Below are 16854 nucleotides of genomic sequence, written 5' to 3'. Positions count from 1 at the left end.
TACCTCTATAGTGCTCGTTTTTAAAATGGAAAAAATATGGGTATCAAGGCCAATACGACCACACTATAAGTGATAGAAATCGGTAGGCCAAACTTTATGAAATCGCTTAATTTGTAGTTGCCGGCATTATAAACCATTAAGTTGGTTTGATAACCGTAAGGGCTAATAAAACTACCACTAGCGGCAAATGCAACCGCGAGTACAAATGGTAAATAACTAACACCTAAACCTTGAGCAATGGTAAATGCAATTGGAAAGGTCAGCGCTGCTGCAGCGTTATTGGTTATTAGCTCAGTAAATAATAGAGTAAGTAAAAATACACCAACAAAGGCGATATAAACACTTTGCCCAGCAAGCAAGCCTTTGACTTGCTCGGCTATTAACCTTGAGACCCCTGAGTTATCTAGGGCTGTAGCTAGAGTTAAAGCACTCATTACAATGAGCCAAAGCTCGAGCGGAAAACGCCGCTTAATCTCGTTTAGCGATAAACAACGACAACCCACCAGTACTGCAAGGTAAAATATAAAGCTTTTTAATAGGCTAATATCAAAAATCAGAGAGCTTGCAATGGTTGCAACAAAGCCCCAAATAACAATACGCTCTTTTATCCCTTTAAGCATGTTATCGGCTTTTACACCGCTAAGTATAAAAAAGTTTTTAGTTAAGTTAGTACGTTTGGCAAAGTCAGGGCCGACTGCAAGAATCAAAAAGTCACCACTTTGAATAGTGATATCACCCAGCTTACCCGAAAGCTTTTCGCCTTCACGGCGCACAGCGACAACGGCAGCATCAAAGCGAGCACGAAAACTGGCAGTCTTTAATGTTTTACCTACCACAGCAGCTCCAGGCTTAATGACGACTTCGGTTAAGTTATCACGCAACAAGCCATCTTGTTCAGCAAATAAGCTCAAACCTTCAAATTGTTGCAACACCAATACCTTAGTTACATCGCCCGAAAAAATTAGCTTATCGCCTTCTTGAATAATTTGTGAGGGTGTTATAGGCGAAATTAAGCGCTTTTCACGTACTATCTCAACTAAAAACAGAGCTTCTAAACTACGTAGCCCATTCTGCTCTACTGTTTTACCTATTAAAGGTGAGCCCGTATTCACTTTAGCTTCAACAAAGTAATCACTAGAGCTCTCAACTTTACTTACTTTACCTTTAAGTCGGTTAATAGTTAATGCCATTATCACTACACAAGCTCCGACTGCAGCTAATCCAATTGGTAAAAAGTCAAAAAACTCAAAACCCACAGCGCCTCGCTCAATAAGCATAGAGTTAACTATTAAGTTTGTTGAAGTACCTATTAGTGTAAGAGTGCCGCCTAATATAGCGGCATAAGAAAGAGGTAATAAAAGTTTGGTCGGAGCAATCAGCTTATTGTTTTTTACTGGACTAATTAAAGTAGCGACTACCGCAGTATTATTCAAAAAGCCTGACGCTACAATTGTTGCTAATAAGGTTCTAATGTAAGACTTAGCTACTGAGCCATTCAATAAAACATTAGCCAGTTTTCGCAAAAAACTGGTACGCTCAAAAGAAAATGCGCATACAACTAAAAGCAATAGCGTTACTAAGCCCGGGTTAACAGCATTCGTGAGTAATTGCTCAGTTGAAACTAAGTTAGCCGCACTGCACGCCAAACATGATGCGGCAAAAACACGTTCAGGAAACTTTTGAAACTTAACTAAAAAAATAATAGTTGCTATGAAAATAGCAACTATTAAGTACTGCTCAATATTCATAAGTTCCCTTTACTTATATTTACTAGCTAATTTCTTTTGCATTCCACTCAGGGTAATGCGTTCGAATATATTTATTTAACTGGATTTCTGCTTCTGTATATTGCTTTTTCTCAAGGTGTTTAGTACTTGAAATATTTGTTGCATTAACAACCATACCAGCACCAACAGTTCCGTTAGTTAAACGGTCAATAATAATAAATGAACCTGTTTGACGATTTAAGCTATATGGGTCTACAGTAACTTGGCTATTTAATTTTAGTTCACACAGGGCTATTTCATTAAGCTCTAAAGATTCCGCACTTTCCTTCTCAAGAGTATTTACATCAATTTTATTGCTGATAGATGAAACGAACCCCGTTACCTCTTTTGTTGCAAACTTCATTAAGTATTCTTTGTTAGGCGATAATACTTTTTCGTCCATCCATACAATATGTGCAGATACTTGGTCAGCAAGTTTAGCAGAGCTTTTTAAGTGAACAAGCATATCACCACGGCTGATATCTATTTCGTCTTCTGTAGTAATTGTTACCGCAAATGGAGCGCAAGCTTCTGTAATTGAACCTTCAAATGTATCAATACTTTTTACTTTACTTTGCTTGCCCGATGGTAAAACTTTAATTTCATCCCCCACAGCAACACAACCCGAAGAAATTGTTCCGGCAAAACCACGATAATTAAGATTTGGACGATTCACATACTGCACAGGAAAACGAAATTCGTCTAAAGTTTCAGCTGACTCAATAGAAATACCTTCTAATAACGACATCAATGCTCCACCTTTATACCAAGGTGTATTTGAGCTTTGATTAACGACGTTGTCACCATTAAGAGCAGAAATTGGTGCAAAGTGAATATCTGGGATATTTAAAGATTCAGCTAGTTTTTTATAATCTTCACAAATAGCGTTGTATGTTTGTTCAGAGAAATCAACAAGGTCCATTTTATTGATTGCTACAACAACGTGTTTTATTCCTAACAGCGATACAATAAAACTATGTCGCTTAGTCTGTGTTTGAACACCATATCGAGCATCAATTAAGATTATAGCTAAATCAGCGGTCGAAGCGCCTGTTGCCATATTTCTTGTATATTGCTCATGCCCAGGAGTGTCTGCAATTATAAATTTACGTTTATCTGTCGAAAAATAACGATAGGCAACATCAATAGTAATGCCTTGCTCGCGTTCAGACTGTAATCCATCAACCAATAATGCTAAATCTACTTTCTCACCTGTAGTACCACTTTTTTTACTGTCTTTCTCTATAGCTGCTAGCTGATCCTCAAAAATCATTTTTGAATCATGTAACAAGCGACCAATTAGAGTACTTTTACCATCATCAACTGAACCACAAGTAATAAAACGTAACAACTCTTTATTTTCGTGTTGATCAAGATAATCTAAAATATTCGATTCAATTAGCGTAGATGCGTGACTCATTAAAAATACCCTTCCATTTTTTTCTTTTCCATGCTGCCTGACGAGTCATGGTCTATTAAGCGCCCTTGCCTTTCTGATGTTTTAGTTAAAAGCATCTCTTGTATTATTTCTGGAAGTGTTGTTGCTTCAGACTCCACAGCGCCTGTAAGCGGGTAACAACCAAGCGTTCTAAAGCGAACCATTTTATGTTGAATTTCGCTTTTATCTTTAATTGGCATGCGTTCATCATCAACCATAATTAACATACCATCACGTTCAACTACAGGGCGCTCTTTAGCTAAGTAAAGAGGGACAATTTCAATATTCTCTAAGTAAATATATTGCCATATATCAAGCTCAGTCCAATTACTTAAAGGAAAAACACGTATACTCTCGCCTTGCTCAACTTTTGAGTTATAAATATTCCATAATTCTGGTCGTTGATTCTTTGGATCCCAGCGGTGATTTTTATCACGGAATGAATACACTCGTTCTTTAGCACGCGATTTTTCTTCATCACGGCGCGCTCCACCAAAGGCTGCATCATATTTACCTTTGTTTAGAGCTTGTTTTAAGCTTTGAGTTTTCATTATATCAGTGTGCTTTGAACTACCATGTGTGAACGGGCCTACCCCAGCTTCTACACCTTCCATATTTTTGTGGACTATGAGATCAAAACCATATTCATTGGCAATGCGATCCCTAAACTCAATCATCTCTTTAAATTTCCAATGAGAATCAACATGAAGTAGAGGAAACGGGATTTTGCCGGGAGCAAATGCTTTACGAGCTAAATGCAATAAAACAGATGAGTCTTTACCTATTGAGTAAAGCATAACAGGGTTGTCAAACTCAGCAGCTACTTCCCTGATAATATGTATAGCCTCGGCTTCTAAAGCTTTGAGGTGAGTTAATTTTTGATTCATATAAATTTTCTTGTTTAAAAGTTTATCCATTCACTCTTAGCAAACTAAATTGAAAGTTAACTAGAGGCTAAGAGTAAAACATTTTGAATTACTCGGGTTGTTTTAGCTATCTCAGATTCTGTTAAAGTAGGATGAACTAAAAACATAAGGGAAGTTTCACCTAATTCAACTGCGTTAGGTAAGCGTTTTTCAGGGCGCCATGGGGTATTATCGAAAGCCTTTTCTAAATAAACCTCAGAGCAACTGCCTTGAAAACAAGGTACGCCGCGCTCCATGATTTCGTGTACTATACGGTCACGATCCCATCCTTTTGCTAAATGCTCAGTTTTAATAAACATATAATGTTTATATTCAGCATGTTCTATATTATCGGGAACTTCAACTAAACGAATGCAATTAAACTCACTTGCTGCATTATCAAGCTTTGCAGCATATTCTTGTCGTTTCGCAGTCCAATCGCTCATACGAGTTAACTGAATACGACCAATAACAGCCTGCATTTCAGTCATACGCCAGTTAGTGCCAAAACTTTCGTGAAGCCACCTAAAGCCTGGTGGGTGCTCACGGTTATATATTGCATCAAAGCTTTTACCATGATCTTTATAGCTCCACATTTTACTCCAAAGTGCTTTAGAGTTCGTAGTAACCATACCTCCTTCGCCACCCGTAGTCATGATTTTATCTTGGCAAAAGCTCCAAGCACCAATATGACCAATACTCCCAACTGATTTACCGTTATACTTCGCTCCATGCGCTTGCGCACAATCTTCAATCACATAAAAGCCATACTGTTTACTTAAGGCCATTATGTCATCCATTTCAGCAGGCATACCAGCCAAGTGCACAACAATAACAGCTTTAGTTTTTGGTGTGAGTACAGCCTTAATAGACTCTGCAGTAATAGCTTGGCTGTTTAAGTCTACATCAGCAAAAACAGGATTTGCACCGGCGGTAACAATGCTACTAGCCGAAGCTAAAAATGTACGTGGAGTTGTAATAACTTCGTCACCGTCACCTACATTTAATGCTTTCAAAGCAATATCTAGAGCTAAGGTACCATTACCTAATGCAACGGCATATTTACTATCTGCCCATTCAGCAAACTCTTTTTCGAATTCACGACACTCAGTGCCGGTCCAGTAATTAACTTTATTTGATAAAACAACACGGCTTACTGCATCAGCTTCTTCTTGTGAGAAGCTAGGCCATGGTGAAAATGGTGTATTTAACATATTAACCTACAATTGTTTGCCAAATATATTTTATGTCATTAAAGAATGAATAATTTTCAATGTAAGCTTTATTAACATTTACTTTATCTGGCCATATAACTTTCCTATTATAATCTTCCGGATCATTTTGGTTAGCTAAAAGCTCTTCTTCATTCTTATATTTTATTGAAGCAGGACCAGTTATGCCTGGGCGTATAGACAGCACAATTCTGTCATCACCGAGCAACTGATCCGCATAGCCAGGTACATCTGGTCTAGGGCCAACAAAGCTCATGTCACCAATAAGAACATTCCATAACTGTGGTAGCTCATCTATTTTAGTATTTCTAAAAAAAGAACCACTTTTAGTAATTCTACAATCATTTTTTGATGTGACACTTGTACTAACACCTTGTACCTTCTTCATGGTTTTAATTTTTATTACATGAAAAAGGTTACCATTTAAACCTACCCTTACTTGGATAAAAAACCCATTAGACTTAGTTTCCAGTGATGCAACACACCATGCGATAAAAATAATAGGCCAAAATAGAAGCAACCCAAAAAATGAGAGTGCAACATCAAATAACCTTTTAAGAATTTTATTCGTCTTATTCATTTAAATTCTCTTTAATACAGCGTTGAATGCATACTTGATGAAGTAATACGAAGATTTAAAACGGTTATACTGAAGGTAGTTTCGATACACTTGCCAAACCTCCTTGGCTGCTTTAGTTTTATTGGCAGTGTTAGATGTTCCTACAAGTCTATAACTAGCCAAAATATCTTTATATCCATGAGCTACTTTTATCTCGTCCAACAAATTAACCCATAGAGCCATATCATGACTACTACGTAAATTAGGCATTATAATATCCTGTTTGAACTTAGTACGATCTAATATAACTGTTAGGCAACCTATTATAGTATTTCCAAGATATTGCGACTTAGTTATTTTATCTGGAACAGGTATTTTATCTTTTACTATAATGCCATTTTCATCTATGACCTCATAGGCAGAAAAAGAAAAAGCAATATTTTTTCTTTCCATAAACTGAATTTGTCTTTCAAGCTTTTCAGTTTTCCATAAGTCATCAGAGTCTAAAAAAGCGATATATCTACCGTTTGCAATCTTTAAGGCTTCATTCCTCGCTTCGGCAGCGCCAAGGTTGTTTTCAAGGCGAATTAATCGAAAACGATCATCTGGTAGATTAGCCTCAATATAATCAGCACTGTCATCAGGAGAAGCATCATCAACAATTAGCACTTCAAAATCAGTAAAAGTCTGGTTCTGTATTGATAATAGTGTTTCTTTTATGAATTTTTTTGACTTGTATGAAGGCGTTATAATACTGACTAAACTCATTCTCCCTCCTTCTGAATAGAGCTTAAGCTTTGTATTAAATCATAAAACTCAAAATCATTTTTATTGACAATTAAGTTTGCTCTTGAATCAATATTAAAGCTGACATCTGTACAACCTAAAAAATGATTAATTTTTTGAGAAAATTCTGTTGGATTTTCAATTATTTCCTCAAAATCCAAAAATAAATTATTGCGATCTTCATTGTTAACATTTTCAATCTCAGAAGTGCAAGCAGCCCACTGTAAAAAAGCATATAGCTCAGGGTGTTTTACTTTAGCTCTAGATGACTTAGAACAAAACTTTGGACCCCAATGCGTATCATTTTTCAGATTCAAGATATTTAATATATTGGCAAAATTGTCACAAATTAGCCTCCACATTTTCGAAGGGCTCTTTTCTACTTTTGATACCTTACTTCTAACCCTCTCTATAAGTAGCTCTAATCTAGATGAGAAAGTAACATTACCACTATTAGTAACTTTATTTATATTACCCTTTTGCTTTTTTAAAACTGATGCTATGACTTGAAAACAATTGCGTTTTATAAAAATATACTTCGCATCTGGAAATAATAATTTCAAAAACTGAATTCGAAGGGAGTTTGCAGCTGTTTTTTCAATAACTGTATCAGCCCCCTCACTTAATTTCAGAAAATCATTCCTAATAGTTTCTAGCATTTCTTTATTATAATTTTCAAAATTCACTTTATCTTGATTCTGGATAGTATATTGACTCCAGAATTCATTAATCTCAGCCAAATATTTAGCTGATGGTAAAGCATTGGAAATCGTCGAAGCAACAAGATGAGTGCCTGAACGAGCCGGGCCAATGATAAAAACTAACCTTTTATTTAACATTAATAGAATACCTATGAATATTCATCCCAAAACCAAAGAAAGCTTTTCTTTAATTACAGTTAGTAACACACTAAAAAACTTAAGAGGTCCAAATTTTAAGCTCCGAATTAAAAATATCTTAAAAGAGATCTGATAACTGTTACCTGGCTGTGATTTCAAAAAGTTATTACATTTTAATACCGTATTAAAGCGCACATTAAAATTATCTAAACTTTTATTCTTTGTCATCGAAGATGAGGACTCTGAAACAGAGTAAATTGTAGAGTTAGTAACTTTAATAGCATTAGCGTAGCAGCCTGATTTAATAGAAAAAAACAAATCATTAGATGCAATTACCTCATCAAATGCTATTTTGTGTTTTTCAAGAAAAAATCGGCTATAAAGTTTACTCCAAGGTACTATAAATTTATACCTTATTATCTCATTATCATTGTCAACATATTCATCAATAAGTTTTGAATACCTTAGATGTCTCCCCCCTACCAAACCGGTATTTAAATTTTCAGAAGTAGGGGAAAAAAACACAATATCAAAAGTTGACTTAAAATACTGCTCAACTATTTCAAAGGCACCATCAACAAATAGGTCATCGGCATCAGCGAATAATATGTAATCACCTTTAGCTTTTTTCAGCCCTATATTCCTTGCAGCTCCAGCGCCCTTATTATTCGAGCTATTAATATATAATTCAGCGGAATCATAATTAGAAACAATCTCTTTAACCATTTCAAAATCAGCACTGTTATCATCAACAACAATAATTTGGTAACCTCTATCATTAGGAATAGAGCTTAAAAGTCTTGATAACAAATCCACAGAATTAAAATGTGGAATAATAATAGATAAGGTAGTATTCATTGCTTTTTAGAAAAATTTAATTTTTTTATACATAATGAAGATAACCAAAGAAGCAGTACCCATGTAAGCTTAATACTCTTTAATGATCTCAAAAACCCAGTTAAGGTAACATCTTTAAACATTACCGATAAATCATAGTCCTTATCTGTCTTCAACTTTAAATAGAGTGCACTCTCTTCGTACTTTATTGCTTTATTCAATATCACTCTTGAAACAGAGTAGTCAGAAAAATGGTTTTTGAACTCTCTAAGCTGACTAGCAACTATCATTTTACCTTCAATAGCATTTTTCTTATCTTGATTATTATAAGAATAGGAACCTTTAGTAAAAACCCTATAAACACTCATTTCTTTATTAATAAAAGCAAAACCATTAACACCAGTTATTATTTCAATAAATAAATCACCTGCATAATAACCTTTTATCTTATTATACAATCCATGAACTAGGTTTGTTCTAAAAAAATATGAGCTAGTGGGCGCGAACTGCAGGTATGAAAGCGCGAAATCCTTAAAAGGGAGCGTTTCAGCATTATTATTTAGAGCAGCAAAGTGGCGAGTTTTCACATTCTTTTGAGTATTACAATCAAAAACAACAGCTTTATGAACAACCATGCCCAAATGCTTATTTTTTTCTAAACAATCAAATTGAGACTGTAACTTAAACTTATCAGTCCAGTAATCATCGCCTTCACACATAGCTATATATTTGCTTTTAACTAAGGGGAATAGGAATCTAGGAGCTATAATCTTTTCATTTCTGAATTGATTCTCGTCTTGTAAAATCAATTTAATTATTTTTGGATATCGATTCTTTAAGTCCTCTAGAATTTTTCTAGTACCGTCTGTCGAGGCGTCATCATGTATTATAATTTCAAATGCAAATTGAGTATTTTGGCTAACCATGCCAAAAACACACTCTTCAATATAATCCTCATGGTTATATGAAAGACAACAAACACTTACTTTAACTTCATCAGTTCCCCAATTAGATGTAACATCTCCCTCATTAGGCCAGTCTATTATTTTCACTATATATCCTTATTCTTTTAATTAAGTAACAATCTAATAAAATAATACCTACCAATGAATAAAAGTCACTAGTACTTATAAAGGGGTGGCGCCAGCTTTGTACAAATATAATTATTACGACCAGGGATAGAAATGTATTAATCAAGCGAAACTTCAAAGCTAATTTTAGTAATATAGCGTAATAAAACACTTTTATAAAAAGACCTAACAATCCAAATGCTCCATAAAACCAAGACCAATGAGGATAAAGTACATTAGCTACTCCAGATAGCGGAACAGGTTTAAAATCAGACAAAAAATTTGAACCTGATGTTACAATTGGAACGTTTACACCAAAAACCGGAGAGATTATTTTCTCAGATAAAAACCCAAAGAAGGGAGTAAGTATATTATCAGCACTATAATCTAATGAGATAGAATATTCTGCTAATTGAAATGCTGATACTTTATATCGAAAAAAAGTGTTAAAAGTAAATAAAAATGAATCTGACGCAGCTACCCGCCCTTGTATTACTGAGATATAAGTCCCAATACAGAACAAGAAAAAGATGCTTATCATGAGTTTAAATTTCGATACTTTAAGGCCAAACATAACTACAAAGGTTATAGCTAAATATATCAACTGTAACAACTCAGTTCTAGACTGCAATAGAAAAACATGAAGAATAAGTACTAGCACTAAAGGTATTATTGTCATGTATTGCTTTTTAGATGACTCAAAAACCTTATAACAAATTATAAAAAGAACAACTTTACTCATTAACAAGGTCAAGTAGGTAGGATTGTAACTCTCAATAATTAACTCTCTATTCCCCTCTATATAATAAAGGTGCCCAACATTAAAAACATAATAAACCAAATAAACCCAAGAAAATATCGCAATATACTTCCCTTTAAATTCAGAACAGAAATAGCTGAAATAGCTTTCAAAATAAGACTTGTCTAATGTGCGATATATAAAAAAGAACATAACCGCAGTTAGAGTCGTATCAATAATAAAAACAAGGGGGATTTCCGTCCCCAATATCAAGAACCCCGGATCTACAGCATTAAGATAAAGTAGAGATAATAAGTTTATAATTATTAAAACAAAAAATAATGGCATTACTTATTTTTCCACTTCCTATAAAGATTCATGAATAATTGATTTCTAAAAAGTGCTTTTTTTAAAATATATATAAGACCACTTTTTCTTGATATAGAATTCAAAACCCCTGGGTAATTTATGCTATTATCATCAGTACATATAACTGGCTTTCCTGATATATTTGCAATTTCAATAGACTGCCTTTTACTACTTTCGATAAATAACAAATTATTTGATTCAATATAAACCTTAGCTTTGTGCTTCGAATAATTATTTAGAGCTCTCCTTTCTTCAGCTGTCTTAGCAGGATTCATAATAAGGCATTTATATTTAATAGAGTTAGCATCAAGCCATTGCTCTGTTTCTTTTCTATACTTCTCCAACCTATTAGTAACTAAAGTGTCAATTTCTTTTGTTGGTTTAATATATGCGTTAACCTCAGCAAGTTTTTTTATATACTCTACGCCATCATCATCATCACTTCTATCAATGTCGTCACATAAAACTCCATCTATATCTACACATGAACTAGATAAAATTGAATGATGAAAAATATTCCACTCAAATACTCTTGGCCTTTCAACTCTTTCCAATGAGAAATCAACAAGCCCTTCTGGCGCTATTTTCGTACCAAATATCACACAAAATTTACAATTCTTTCTTAATTCTAGTGGAATTTTTGACTTAGCATCCTGCATGGATCTCCCTGACTGAATAGAATCATCAACCACCAACACTTTTTTAACATCATGTGCAGTTTCAAATTTTGATTTATGCCTACCGGTTATTCCTGATTTAAGTGCACTATTACTTATATACTCATCTAAAGAGCATAAACTAGCATTGACCTTTAAAGATATTATTGACGCTGGTAGCATTCCACTCCGAGGTATGCCAACTATTAAATCGAAGTCATGAAAATTCTTAATGTTTTTTTGAATTAAATCATTCATATTTTCAATTGTTCTATAATTCATAATTGACTACGCTCCATTTTAACTTTCCCACACTAACCTTCACATTTAACACTCTTTAAATTTTTATAAACTCAATATTAACCCACACCTTATAAAAATATTGAGGTTGTATAGCCACATTCTGGCTTCTGTATTTCAATACAAAATCGAAAAAACGCTTTTCTATTGGCGAAGCTCGTTTTTATGATTTTAATCAAACCGCTCTTTTGTCGTTAAGTTTACTTAGAATTAAATCTTTAAATAATAATAGCGTTGATAGCACGATACTTATAAGTGAAATCAAGCTCAGTAATATAAACAATTTCCATCTACTCATATCTACACTTAGAGGTAGTATATAATGCAATATCGCAACAAGTGAAGCTGATAGAATAAAAGGGAGCAGGACGCAATTTTTTAACCATTTCAGGTGCATACCAGGTGCAAATTTACTATGTACAAATGCACACCAAACCGTTAAGGAGAATAATCTGTAAGCAAACCAAACCCATCCAACTCCAAGTGCGCCATGATAGGTAGCTGCGTAAGTGATTAGAGGAATGTTAATTAACACCGAAAATGTATTCCAACGTACATGGTATTTAAGTACACCATGTGCGTATTGTAATTGGTATTGAAATACCATAACCGCTAGGACCATGCTCCCTAAGCAAAATAAAGGTAATATTGGAGCTACCCATTTTGCAGCGGTTGTATCTCCTGTCCAAGTATATATAACCACTTCAGCATTTAAAACAATGACTAAAGCAATAGGAAAAATAAAACATGCAACAAACTTAGTAGCTGTTTGGTAAAGTGCTAGCATTTGTTTTTCGCCCTGCTCAGCCAGCATGGATGTCATTCTTGGTAATAAAGCTTTAGTTACAGGACTGCTTAGCATTGTTATACCGTTAGCAACAATACCAATCAAAATAAAGTAACCATAATCAGATAAAGTTAAATATTTCGATAATAGCAACTTATCTAGCTGCGTTAATAAAATCCAGATTGCACTTGTGTAACCTATACTTAGCGCAAAAGGCGCGATACGTTTTAGCTCAGCTAATGAAAATAATTTAACCCTATCATGTTGGCTAGGTAATAAACTTCGCATTTTTATGCGAATAACTATAACTTCAACAACCACAACAGCTAGTTGAAAATAGAAATATGCAAGTACATCACCATCCAAATAAATAACTAGTAATAACGCCCCAGGAAATCGGAATGTGTTGATAATCATATCAACTACATTCATCCATACCTGTTGCTCATAAGCGTTTATACCACTACGGTTTATTGACGCTACCCACCTAAGTGCCACAATAAACGCCATTATTGATATAGCTGTTGTTATTATGTCTACATTAAGAGTTTCAACAGTTAACCAACTTGTGGCTATCCAATCTTGCAAACAAAATAAAGATACTGCGGCAACTAAGGCAACGCTTATGAATAAAAGCTCGACAGTGTTAACAACCGTTGTTAAACGCCAACCTTCATCATGATTGTTTTTCAAACGTGCCACTTCACGGCCAAGAGTTGGCGACATTCCAACATCTAATAGCTGTAACCATGCTTGTAATAGCGTAAAGAAGCCAACTAAGCCATAAGCCTCAGCCCCCATATATTGTAAAAACATAGGTAAAATCAATATACCTATGAAGGTACTATAGAGCTTACCTAAATAGTTAAATCCTATATTCTTTTTTAAGGACAAGTTACTCATTTATTTTTTGCTAGCTTTTCGTACGCAAGTTTTAGCTGCGTAAGTATTTGCTCATCAAGGGTAATTACGTTTCCGTTCTTCAGCTTTTTCGAAATTTTTTGCATATCCTCAAAGTGTAATTCAAAGCCATTCTGCAGATATTTTTCTTTTAGTTTTATTAGCACTTCTACAGGGTCTCTCACTAAATCCTCATAAGAGACTATCAGTTTTGATTTATCAGGAATATTTAGTAAAGCATTTTCTATAGCATTATTAGTATAGAAAACCTGTCCTGCAATCTGGCTAAACTTATCCATATCTTTTAAAGTTTCAAATTGCTTAGGTTTTGCTGACCACCAATTATTAGCAGATTTCTTTTCTTTAACTCTTGCCTTATAAATAGATTGCATTACGAATAATTCATTTCTTTTGATATGCAAGAAAATTGGTTTATCGAGCTTACGGTAAAAATACTCTAAGTTATACTGCATCATTAAACCTTTACTTATAAATGGCTTATCATAGAACTGGCTTAATATTTTTAGCTCTGCCTCTAAACCTTCACAATCAACTTGGGTAAGTTCTGTTTTATTTAAGTGCTTAATATCAGTATTAGGGAAAAAACGTCTGTAAAAATGAAAGAATTCATTAGCATTTAACGGTCCACTACTCCTTCCGTATTCTGAGTTAAAATCTATCGTATCTGTTGTACGTATAAACCCGAACTCTTCATTGAATAACAACTCTTGTATTACTGTCGCATAACTCATTGAAGCAGAGAATCGAGTTAGACAGTTCGTAGGATATGCAAACGCTCCGCTTTGCGATAACAATTGTAAAAGTGCGGTCGTTCCACTTCTAGGACAACCAACAATATATGTAGACGGGTATTTTTTATCTGTTACCTTTTCATGCTCACCATTAACAAGAGAGCTAAAGGTATTTATTAAATCAATTTCTTTCATAATATGCCTACAACCTTCGATATTTCATTAGATAAAAACTCTATTTTTTTATAATTTAGCCTTTCATCTATGGGTAAAAACAGTGTCTTATCAAACATACCCATTCCAACCTCACCATTATATTTACTTGGCCAATACCGAGGTAAAAAAATTGACTTTTTGATTAGTGCTTCACAAATTTCATTTACTGGAAAGTCTAACTTAAGTGGATAGCATAGAGGAACCTGATCATTAAGAGGTAAGTTCAATTTATTAGCTTCGTCAAATTTTCTTTGAAAGTATTCATAGTTACTTTTTCTGCTATGTATTATTTTTTCTTTATTTGTAGATGCAAGAATGTAACTAGAAATCTGAGAAATTCTCTTAGGATAAAAGCTATCGAGCGCTCGCTCCGCGGATAAAAATTTTTCATACCCTTTACTAACATCTCCTGATGCTCTTAATAGTAGGTGACTTAAATAAGGGCTAGAATCAAATCTTTCATTTGGCATTGGAATATCGCATGACGCTAGGAGATAACCGCCATCAGGTATACCTACGAACTTACGAGGTGAGTAAATACTTACAGTACCTTCTATATGCTCAGCAAATAAAGCTTGTGAGTTATCTACAATGAATAGTCTAGGATTTTGATTTACGAATTCTTTAATAGGCTTTGTCAACAAACCAAAGTAATTAACTAAAATGACCCTTGATCTTACATCATCAATATTTAAGAACTGTTGCTTTGGCAACAATAATTCACTCACAGAGTAAAACTTGATTTCGATTTTTAATGATTCAATTGCAGGGAATATGCTGTCACAAATATAATCTGGTAAATAAAGCATCTCTATTTTTTTTGCTTCTAAATACGCATATAAAGCAGCTCTCGCAGACTGGAATTCACAAACATTGGGTTGAAAACACGTATTAAGACTTGGTAATGTAATTTGATTATATCCGCCTATAGCCGTCATTAAACCAACCTATATTCTTGAAAAAGCGATTTCACTTGTTCTTTACTATTCCACATGAGCACATCAATCATCGACAAATGAGGTACAAAATCATTATGTGCTTGTTCATAGTTAACACTCTGCATTTCGATAAAAGATAAATTGACACCTTTTTCAGAAAAGTACTCTTTGCTATACAATTTTTTACCGCCAGGGCTATTAATGTACTCTGTACTATTAAGTACCTTCCCCATTGCAAGCAACTTATCTGCGGCAGATAATGACCTTTCATACTCCAAAACGCTTGAAAATAGAAACTCTTTACTAATATCTAAATAGTTAAATACTGAAGTGATACTTTTTGCGCATAATACTGCAACTTGACGTTCTTTACTGGTTAGCACCTTCTCAATAATAGGATAAACAGCTGTAAAATAAGGTGCTTTTATATATGCTTGCTGAATAGTTTTGAGCACTTTTTTTATATTAATATCAAAATGTAAATCTTTAATTAGCTTATTTGAAGACGCTCCAGGTACAGGTACAGTTATACGCTGGGCTTGGCCATTTACTAAAATATTATTACGGTTGATATAACCATTTTTAATGTAGGTAACATCATCGTAAAAAACAAAGGTATCTACTGAGTTAACTAATTGGTAGTAACCTAAATAAGGGAACAAGTAAGGCTGCATTACGGCAAAGCTCATCTCAATGCTCCTTTAATTGTATCACTTACTAAATTTATATCTTTTAAAGTCATATTAGCATGTAGAGGCAAACACAATATCTTTTCAGCTACATCAGCTGATACTTCAACACCATGGCACTTTAAATGACTAAATACAGTTTCTAACGAGGGCTTAAAGTAAGGTCTATATTGAATTTCGTTTTTGCTTAACGCTTCACACACTTTTTCTAATTGTTGTTTACTTTGCAGCTTAATTGGGAAGTAGGCACCATTGCTATTAGCTTGTTTATGCCACTCTGGCAGTTCTACAATCTTTTCAAGTTGTTGCCGGTATGTACTAAAAAGCAAAGATCGGTGCTTTATTACTTCGTCAATGTCATCAAGTAACGTTAAACCTACCGCACATTGATACTCGTTTAATTTTGCGTTAATACCCACATCGGTTATTTCACCATTATCTAAACCAAAGTTAATCAGTTGCTTTGCTTTTTCATAATCTTCTTTACGCTTAAAAACTATCGCCCCCCCCTCAACGGTATGAAATACCTTAGTTGCGTGAAAGCTCAGTGTACTCGCATCCCCAAAATTAAGTACCGACTGCTCATTAACTCTAACGCCAAAAGCATGTGCAGCATCATAAATCACCTTGATATTATATTGCTGTGACAGCTGTTCAAACACATCAACATCACAGGGGTTACCATAAACGTGTGTGGCGACTATACCGTTAATACACGACTCTAGTTGCAACGCTTTTTTAGTCGCTTGAGGTGATAAGTTAAAAGTTTTTGAGTCTATGTCACAAAATTGTGTATTTATATTTTGCCAAAGTAATGCACTTGTTGTCGCAACAAAGCTAAATGGCGTGGTTACCGCATGAGTTATACCCAGTACTTTACTTGCAACTTGCAAAGCTAAAGTGCCATTAGAAACAAGCAGTAGGTTTTTAACCCCTAAATAAGCCTCTAACCTTTCGGTTAATTGTTGATGAAGCGGGCCAAAATTAGTATACCAACCGCTATTATTCACTTGCTCTAAATATTGGGTTAACTTTCCTAAATTAGGCGCAACAGGGCTATTTAACGCTATACTCAT

At 34.4% G+C, this 16854-nt stretch carries 16 protein-coding genes; all 16 read right to left on the bottom strand.

All coding sequences use genetic code 11. The features are described 5' to 3' along the window. Positions 1–20: 20 nt before the first annotated feature. On the bottom strand, positions 21–1748 hold the full coding sequence (locus tag E5N72_RS04300; protein ID WP_135923382.1) for an SLC13 family permease: 1728 nt from the start codon (positions 1746–1748) through the stop codon (positions 21–23). A gap of 22 nt (positions 1749–1770) precedes the next feature. Further along, on the bottom strand, positions 1771–3186 hold the full coding sequence (gene cysN / locus E5N72_RS04295) for a sulfate adenylyltransferase subunit CysN (RefSeq protein ID WP_135923381.1): 1416 nt from the start codon (positions 3184–3186) through the stop codon (positions 1771–1773). Further along, a complete protein-coding gene (gene cysD, locus E5N72_RS04290) occupies positions 3186–4091 on the bottom strand; it encodes a sulfate adenylyltransferase subunit CysD (RefSeq protein WP_135923380.1) in 906 nt (301 codons plus the stop codon). The genes cysN and cysD overlap by 1 nt, the downstream gene beginning before the upstream one ends. 56 nt (positions 4092–4147) lie before the next feature. Then, a complete protein-coding gene (locus E5N72_RS04285; protein WP_135923379.1) occupies positions 4148–5323 on the bottom strand; it encodes a DegT/DnrJ/EryC1/StrS aminotransferase family protein in 1176 nt (391 codons plus the stop codon). Between the two features lies 1 nt (position 5324). Beyond that, positions 5325–5921 (bottom strand): sugar transferase, encoded by a 597-nt coding sequence (locus E5N72_RS04280; RefSeq protein WP_135923378.1) that lies wholly within the window; start codon positions 5919–5921, stop codon positions 5325–5327. Next, the gene (locus E5N72_RS04275; RefSeq protein WP_135923377.1) at positions 5922–6668 is read right to left on the bottom strand and encodes a glycosyltransferase family 2 protein; all 747 of its coding nucleotides are present in this window, start codon (positions 6666–6668) and stop codon (positions 5922–5924) included. It abuts the gene before it with no gap. Next, positions 6665–7525 carry a sulfotransferase gene (locus E5N72_RS04270; RefSeq protein WP_135923376.1) on the bottom strand — a complete coding sequence of 287 codons (861 nt, stop codon included), beginning with the start codon at positions 7523–7525 and terminating at the stop codon, positions 6665–6667. Before E5N72_RS04270 ends, E5N72_RS04275 begins: the two co-directional genes overlap by 4 nt. A 21-nt stretch (positions 7526–7546) precedes the next feature. After that, entirely contained in the window at positions 7547–8383 is an 837-nt protein-coding gene (locus tag E5N72_RS04265) for a glycosyltransferase family 2 protein (RefSeq protein ID WP_135923375.1), read from the bottom strand. Beyond that, positions 8380–9414, bottom strand: coding sequence for a glycosyltransferase (locus E5N72_RS04260; protein WP_168246711.1), 1035 nt, complete (start codon positions 9412–9414; stop codon positions 8380–8382). The genes E5N72_RS04265 and E5N72_RS04260 overlap by 4 nt, the downstream gene beginning before the upstream one ends. Beyond that, a complete protein-coding gene (locus tag E5N72_RS04255; protein ID WP_135923373.1) occupies positions 9392–10519 on the bottom strand; it encodes an O-antigen polymerase in 1128 nt (375 codons plus the stop codon). Before E5N72_RS04255 ends, E5N72_RS04260 begins: the two co-directional genes overlap by 23 nt. Further along, a complete protein-coding gene (locus E5N72_RS04250; RefSeq protein WP_135923372.1) occupies positions 10519–11478 on the bottom strand; it encodes a phosphoribosyltransferase family protein in 960 nt (319 codons plus the stop codon). Before E5N72_RS04250 ends, E5N72_RS04255 begins: the two co-directional genes overlap by 1 nt. 193 nt (positions 11479–11671) lie before the next feature. Beyond that, on the bottom strand, positions 11672–13186 hold the full coding sequence (locus E5N72_RS04245; RefSeq protein ID WP_135923371.1) for an oligosaccharide flippase family protein: 1515 nt from the start codon (positions 13184–13186) through the stop codon (positions 11672–11674). Continuing rightward, complete coding sequence (locus E5N72_RS04240; RefSeq protein WP_135923370.1) at positions 13183–14130, bottom strand: sulfotransferase; 948 nt, start codon at positions 14128–14130, stop codon at positions 13183–13185. Before E5N72_RS04240 ends, E5N72_RS04245 begins: the two co-directional genes overlap by 4 nt. Then, on the bottom strand, positions 14127–15089 hold the full coding sequence (locus E5N72_RS04235; RefSeq protein WP_135923369.1) for a hypothetical protein: 963 nt from the start codon (positions 15087–15089) through the stop codon (positions 14127–14129). The genes E5N72_RS04240 and E5N72_RS04235 overlap by 4 nt, the downstream gene beginning before the upstream one ends. Beyond that, a complete protein-coding gene (locus tag E5N72_RS04230; RefSeq protein ID WP_135923368.1) occupies positions 15089–15778 on the bottom strand; it encodes a WbqC family protein in 690 nt (229 codons plus the stop codon). The genes E5N72_RS04235 and E5N72_RS04230 overlap by 1 nt, the downstream gene beginning before the upstream one ends. Further along, entirely contained in the window at positions 15775–16854 is a 1080-nt protein-coding gene (locus tag E5N72_RS04225) for a DegT/DnrJ/EryC1/StrS family aminotransferase (protein WP_135923367.1), read from the bottom strand. The genes E5N72_RS04230 and E5N72_RS04225 overlap by 4 nt, the downstream gene beginning before the upstream one ends.

Source organism: Pseudoalteromonas sp. MEBiC 03607, assembly GCF_004792295.1.
In the GTDB taxonomy this organism is placed as follows: Bacteria; Pseudomonadota; Gammaproteobacteria; order Enterobacterales; family Alteromonadaceae; genus Pseudoalteromonas; species Pseudoalteromonas lipolytica_C.
This window is presented reverse-complemented; position numbering and strand designations above follow the sequence as displayed.

Coding starts and splice junctions, on each gene's coding strand:
- E5N72_RS04300 (WP_135923382.1), bottom strand. CDS start 1,748: ATGAATATTGAGCAGTACTTAATAGTTGCTATTTTCATAGCAACTATT.
- E5N72_RS04280 (WP_135923378.1), bottom strand. CDS start 5,921: ATGAATAAGACGAATAAAATTCTTAAAAGGTTATTTGATGTTGCACTC.
- E5N72_RS04250 (WP_135923372.1), bottom strand. CDS start 11,478: ATGAATTATAGAACAATTGAAAATATGAATGATTTAATTCAAAAAAAC.
- E5N72_RS04245 (WP_135923371.1), bottom strand. CDS start 13,186: ATGAGTAACTTGTCCTTAAAAAAGAATATAGGATTTAACTATTTAGGT.
- E5N72_RS04275 (WP_135923377.1), bottom strand. CDS start 6,668: ATGAGTTTAGTCAGTATTATAACGCCTTCATACAAGTCAAAAAAATTC.
- E5N72_RS04225 (WP_135923367.1), bottom strand. CDS start 16,854: ATGAGTATAGCGTTAAATAGCCCTGTTGCGCCTAATTTAGGAAAGTTA.
- E5N72_RS04285 (WP_135923379.1), bottom strand. CDS start 5,323: ATGTTAAATACACCATTTTCACCATGGCCTAGCTTCTCACAAGAAGAA.
- E5N72_RS04235 (WP_135923369.1), bottom strand. CDS start 15,089: ATGACGGCTATAGGCGGATATAATCAAATTACATTACCAAGTCTTAAT.
- E5N72_RS04255 (WP_135923373.1), bottom strand. CDS start 10,519: ATGCCATTATTTTTTGTTTTAATAATTATAAACTTATTATCTCTACTT.
- cysN (WP_135923381.1), bottom strand. CDS start 3,186: ATGAGTCACGCATCTACGCTAATTGAATCGAATATTTTAGATTATCTT.
- E5N72_RS04265 (WP_135923375.1), bottom strand. CDS start 8,383: ATGAATACTACCTTATCTATTATTATTCCACATTTTAATTCTGTGGAT.
- E5N72_RS04230 (WP_135923368.1), bottom strand. CDS start 15,778: ATGAGCTTTGCCGTAATGCAGCCTTACTTGTTCCCTTATTTAGGTTAC.
- E5N72_RS04240 (WP_135923370.1), bottom strand. CDS start 14,130: ATGAAAGAAATTGATTTAATAAATACCTTTAGCTCTCTTGTTAATGGT.
- cysD (WP_135923380.1), bottom strand. CDS start 4,091: ATGAATCAAAAATTAACTCACCTCAAAGCTTTAGAAGCCGAGGCTATA.
- E5N72_RS04270 (WP_135923376.1), bottom strand. CDS start 7,525: ATGTTAAATAAAAGGTTAGTTTTTATCATTGGCCCGGCTCGTTCAGGC.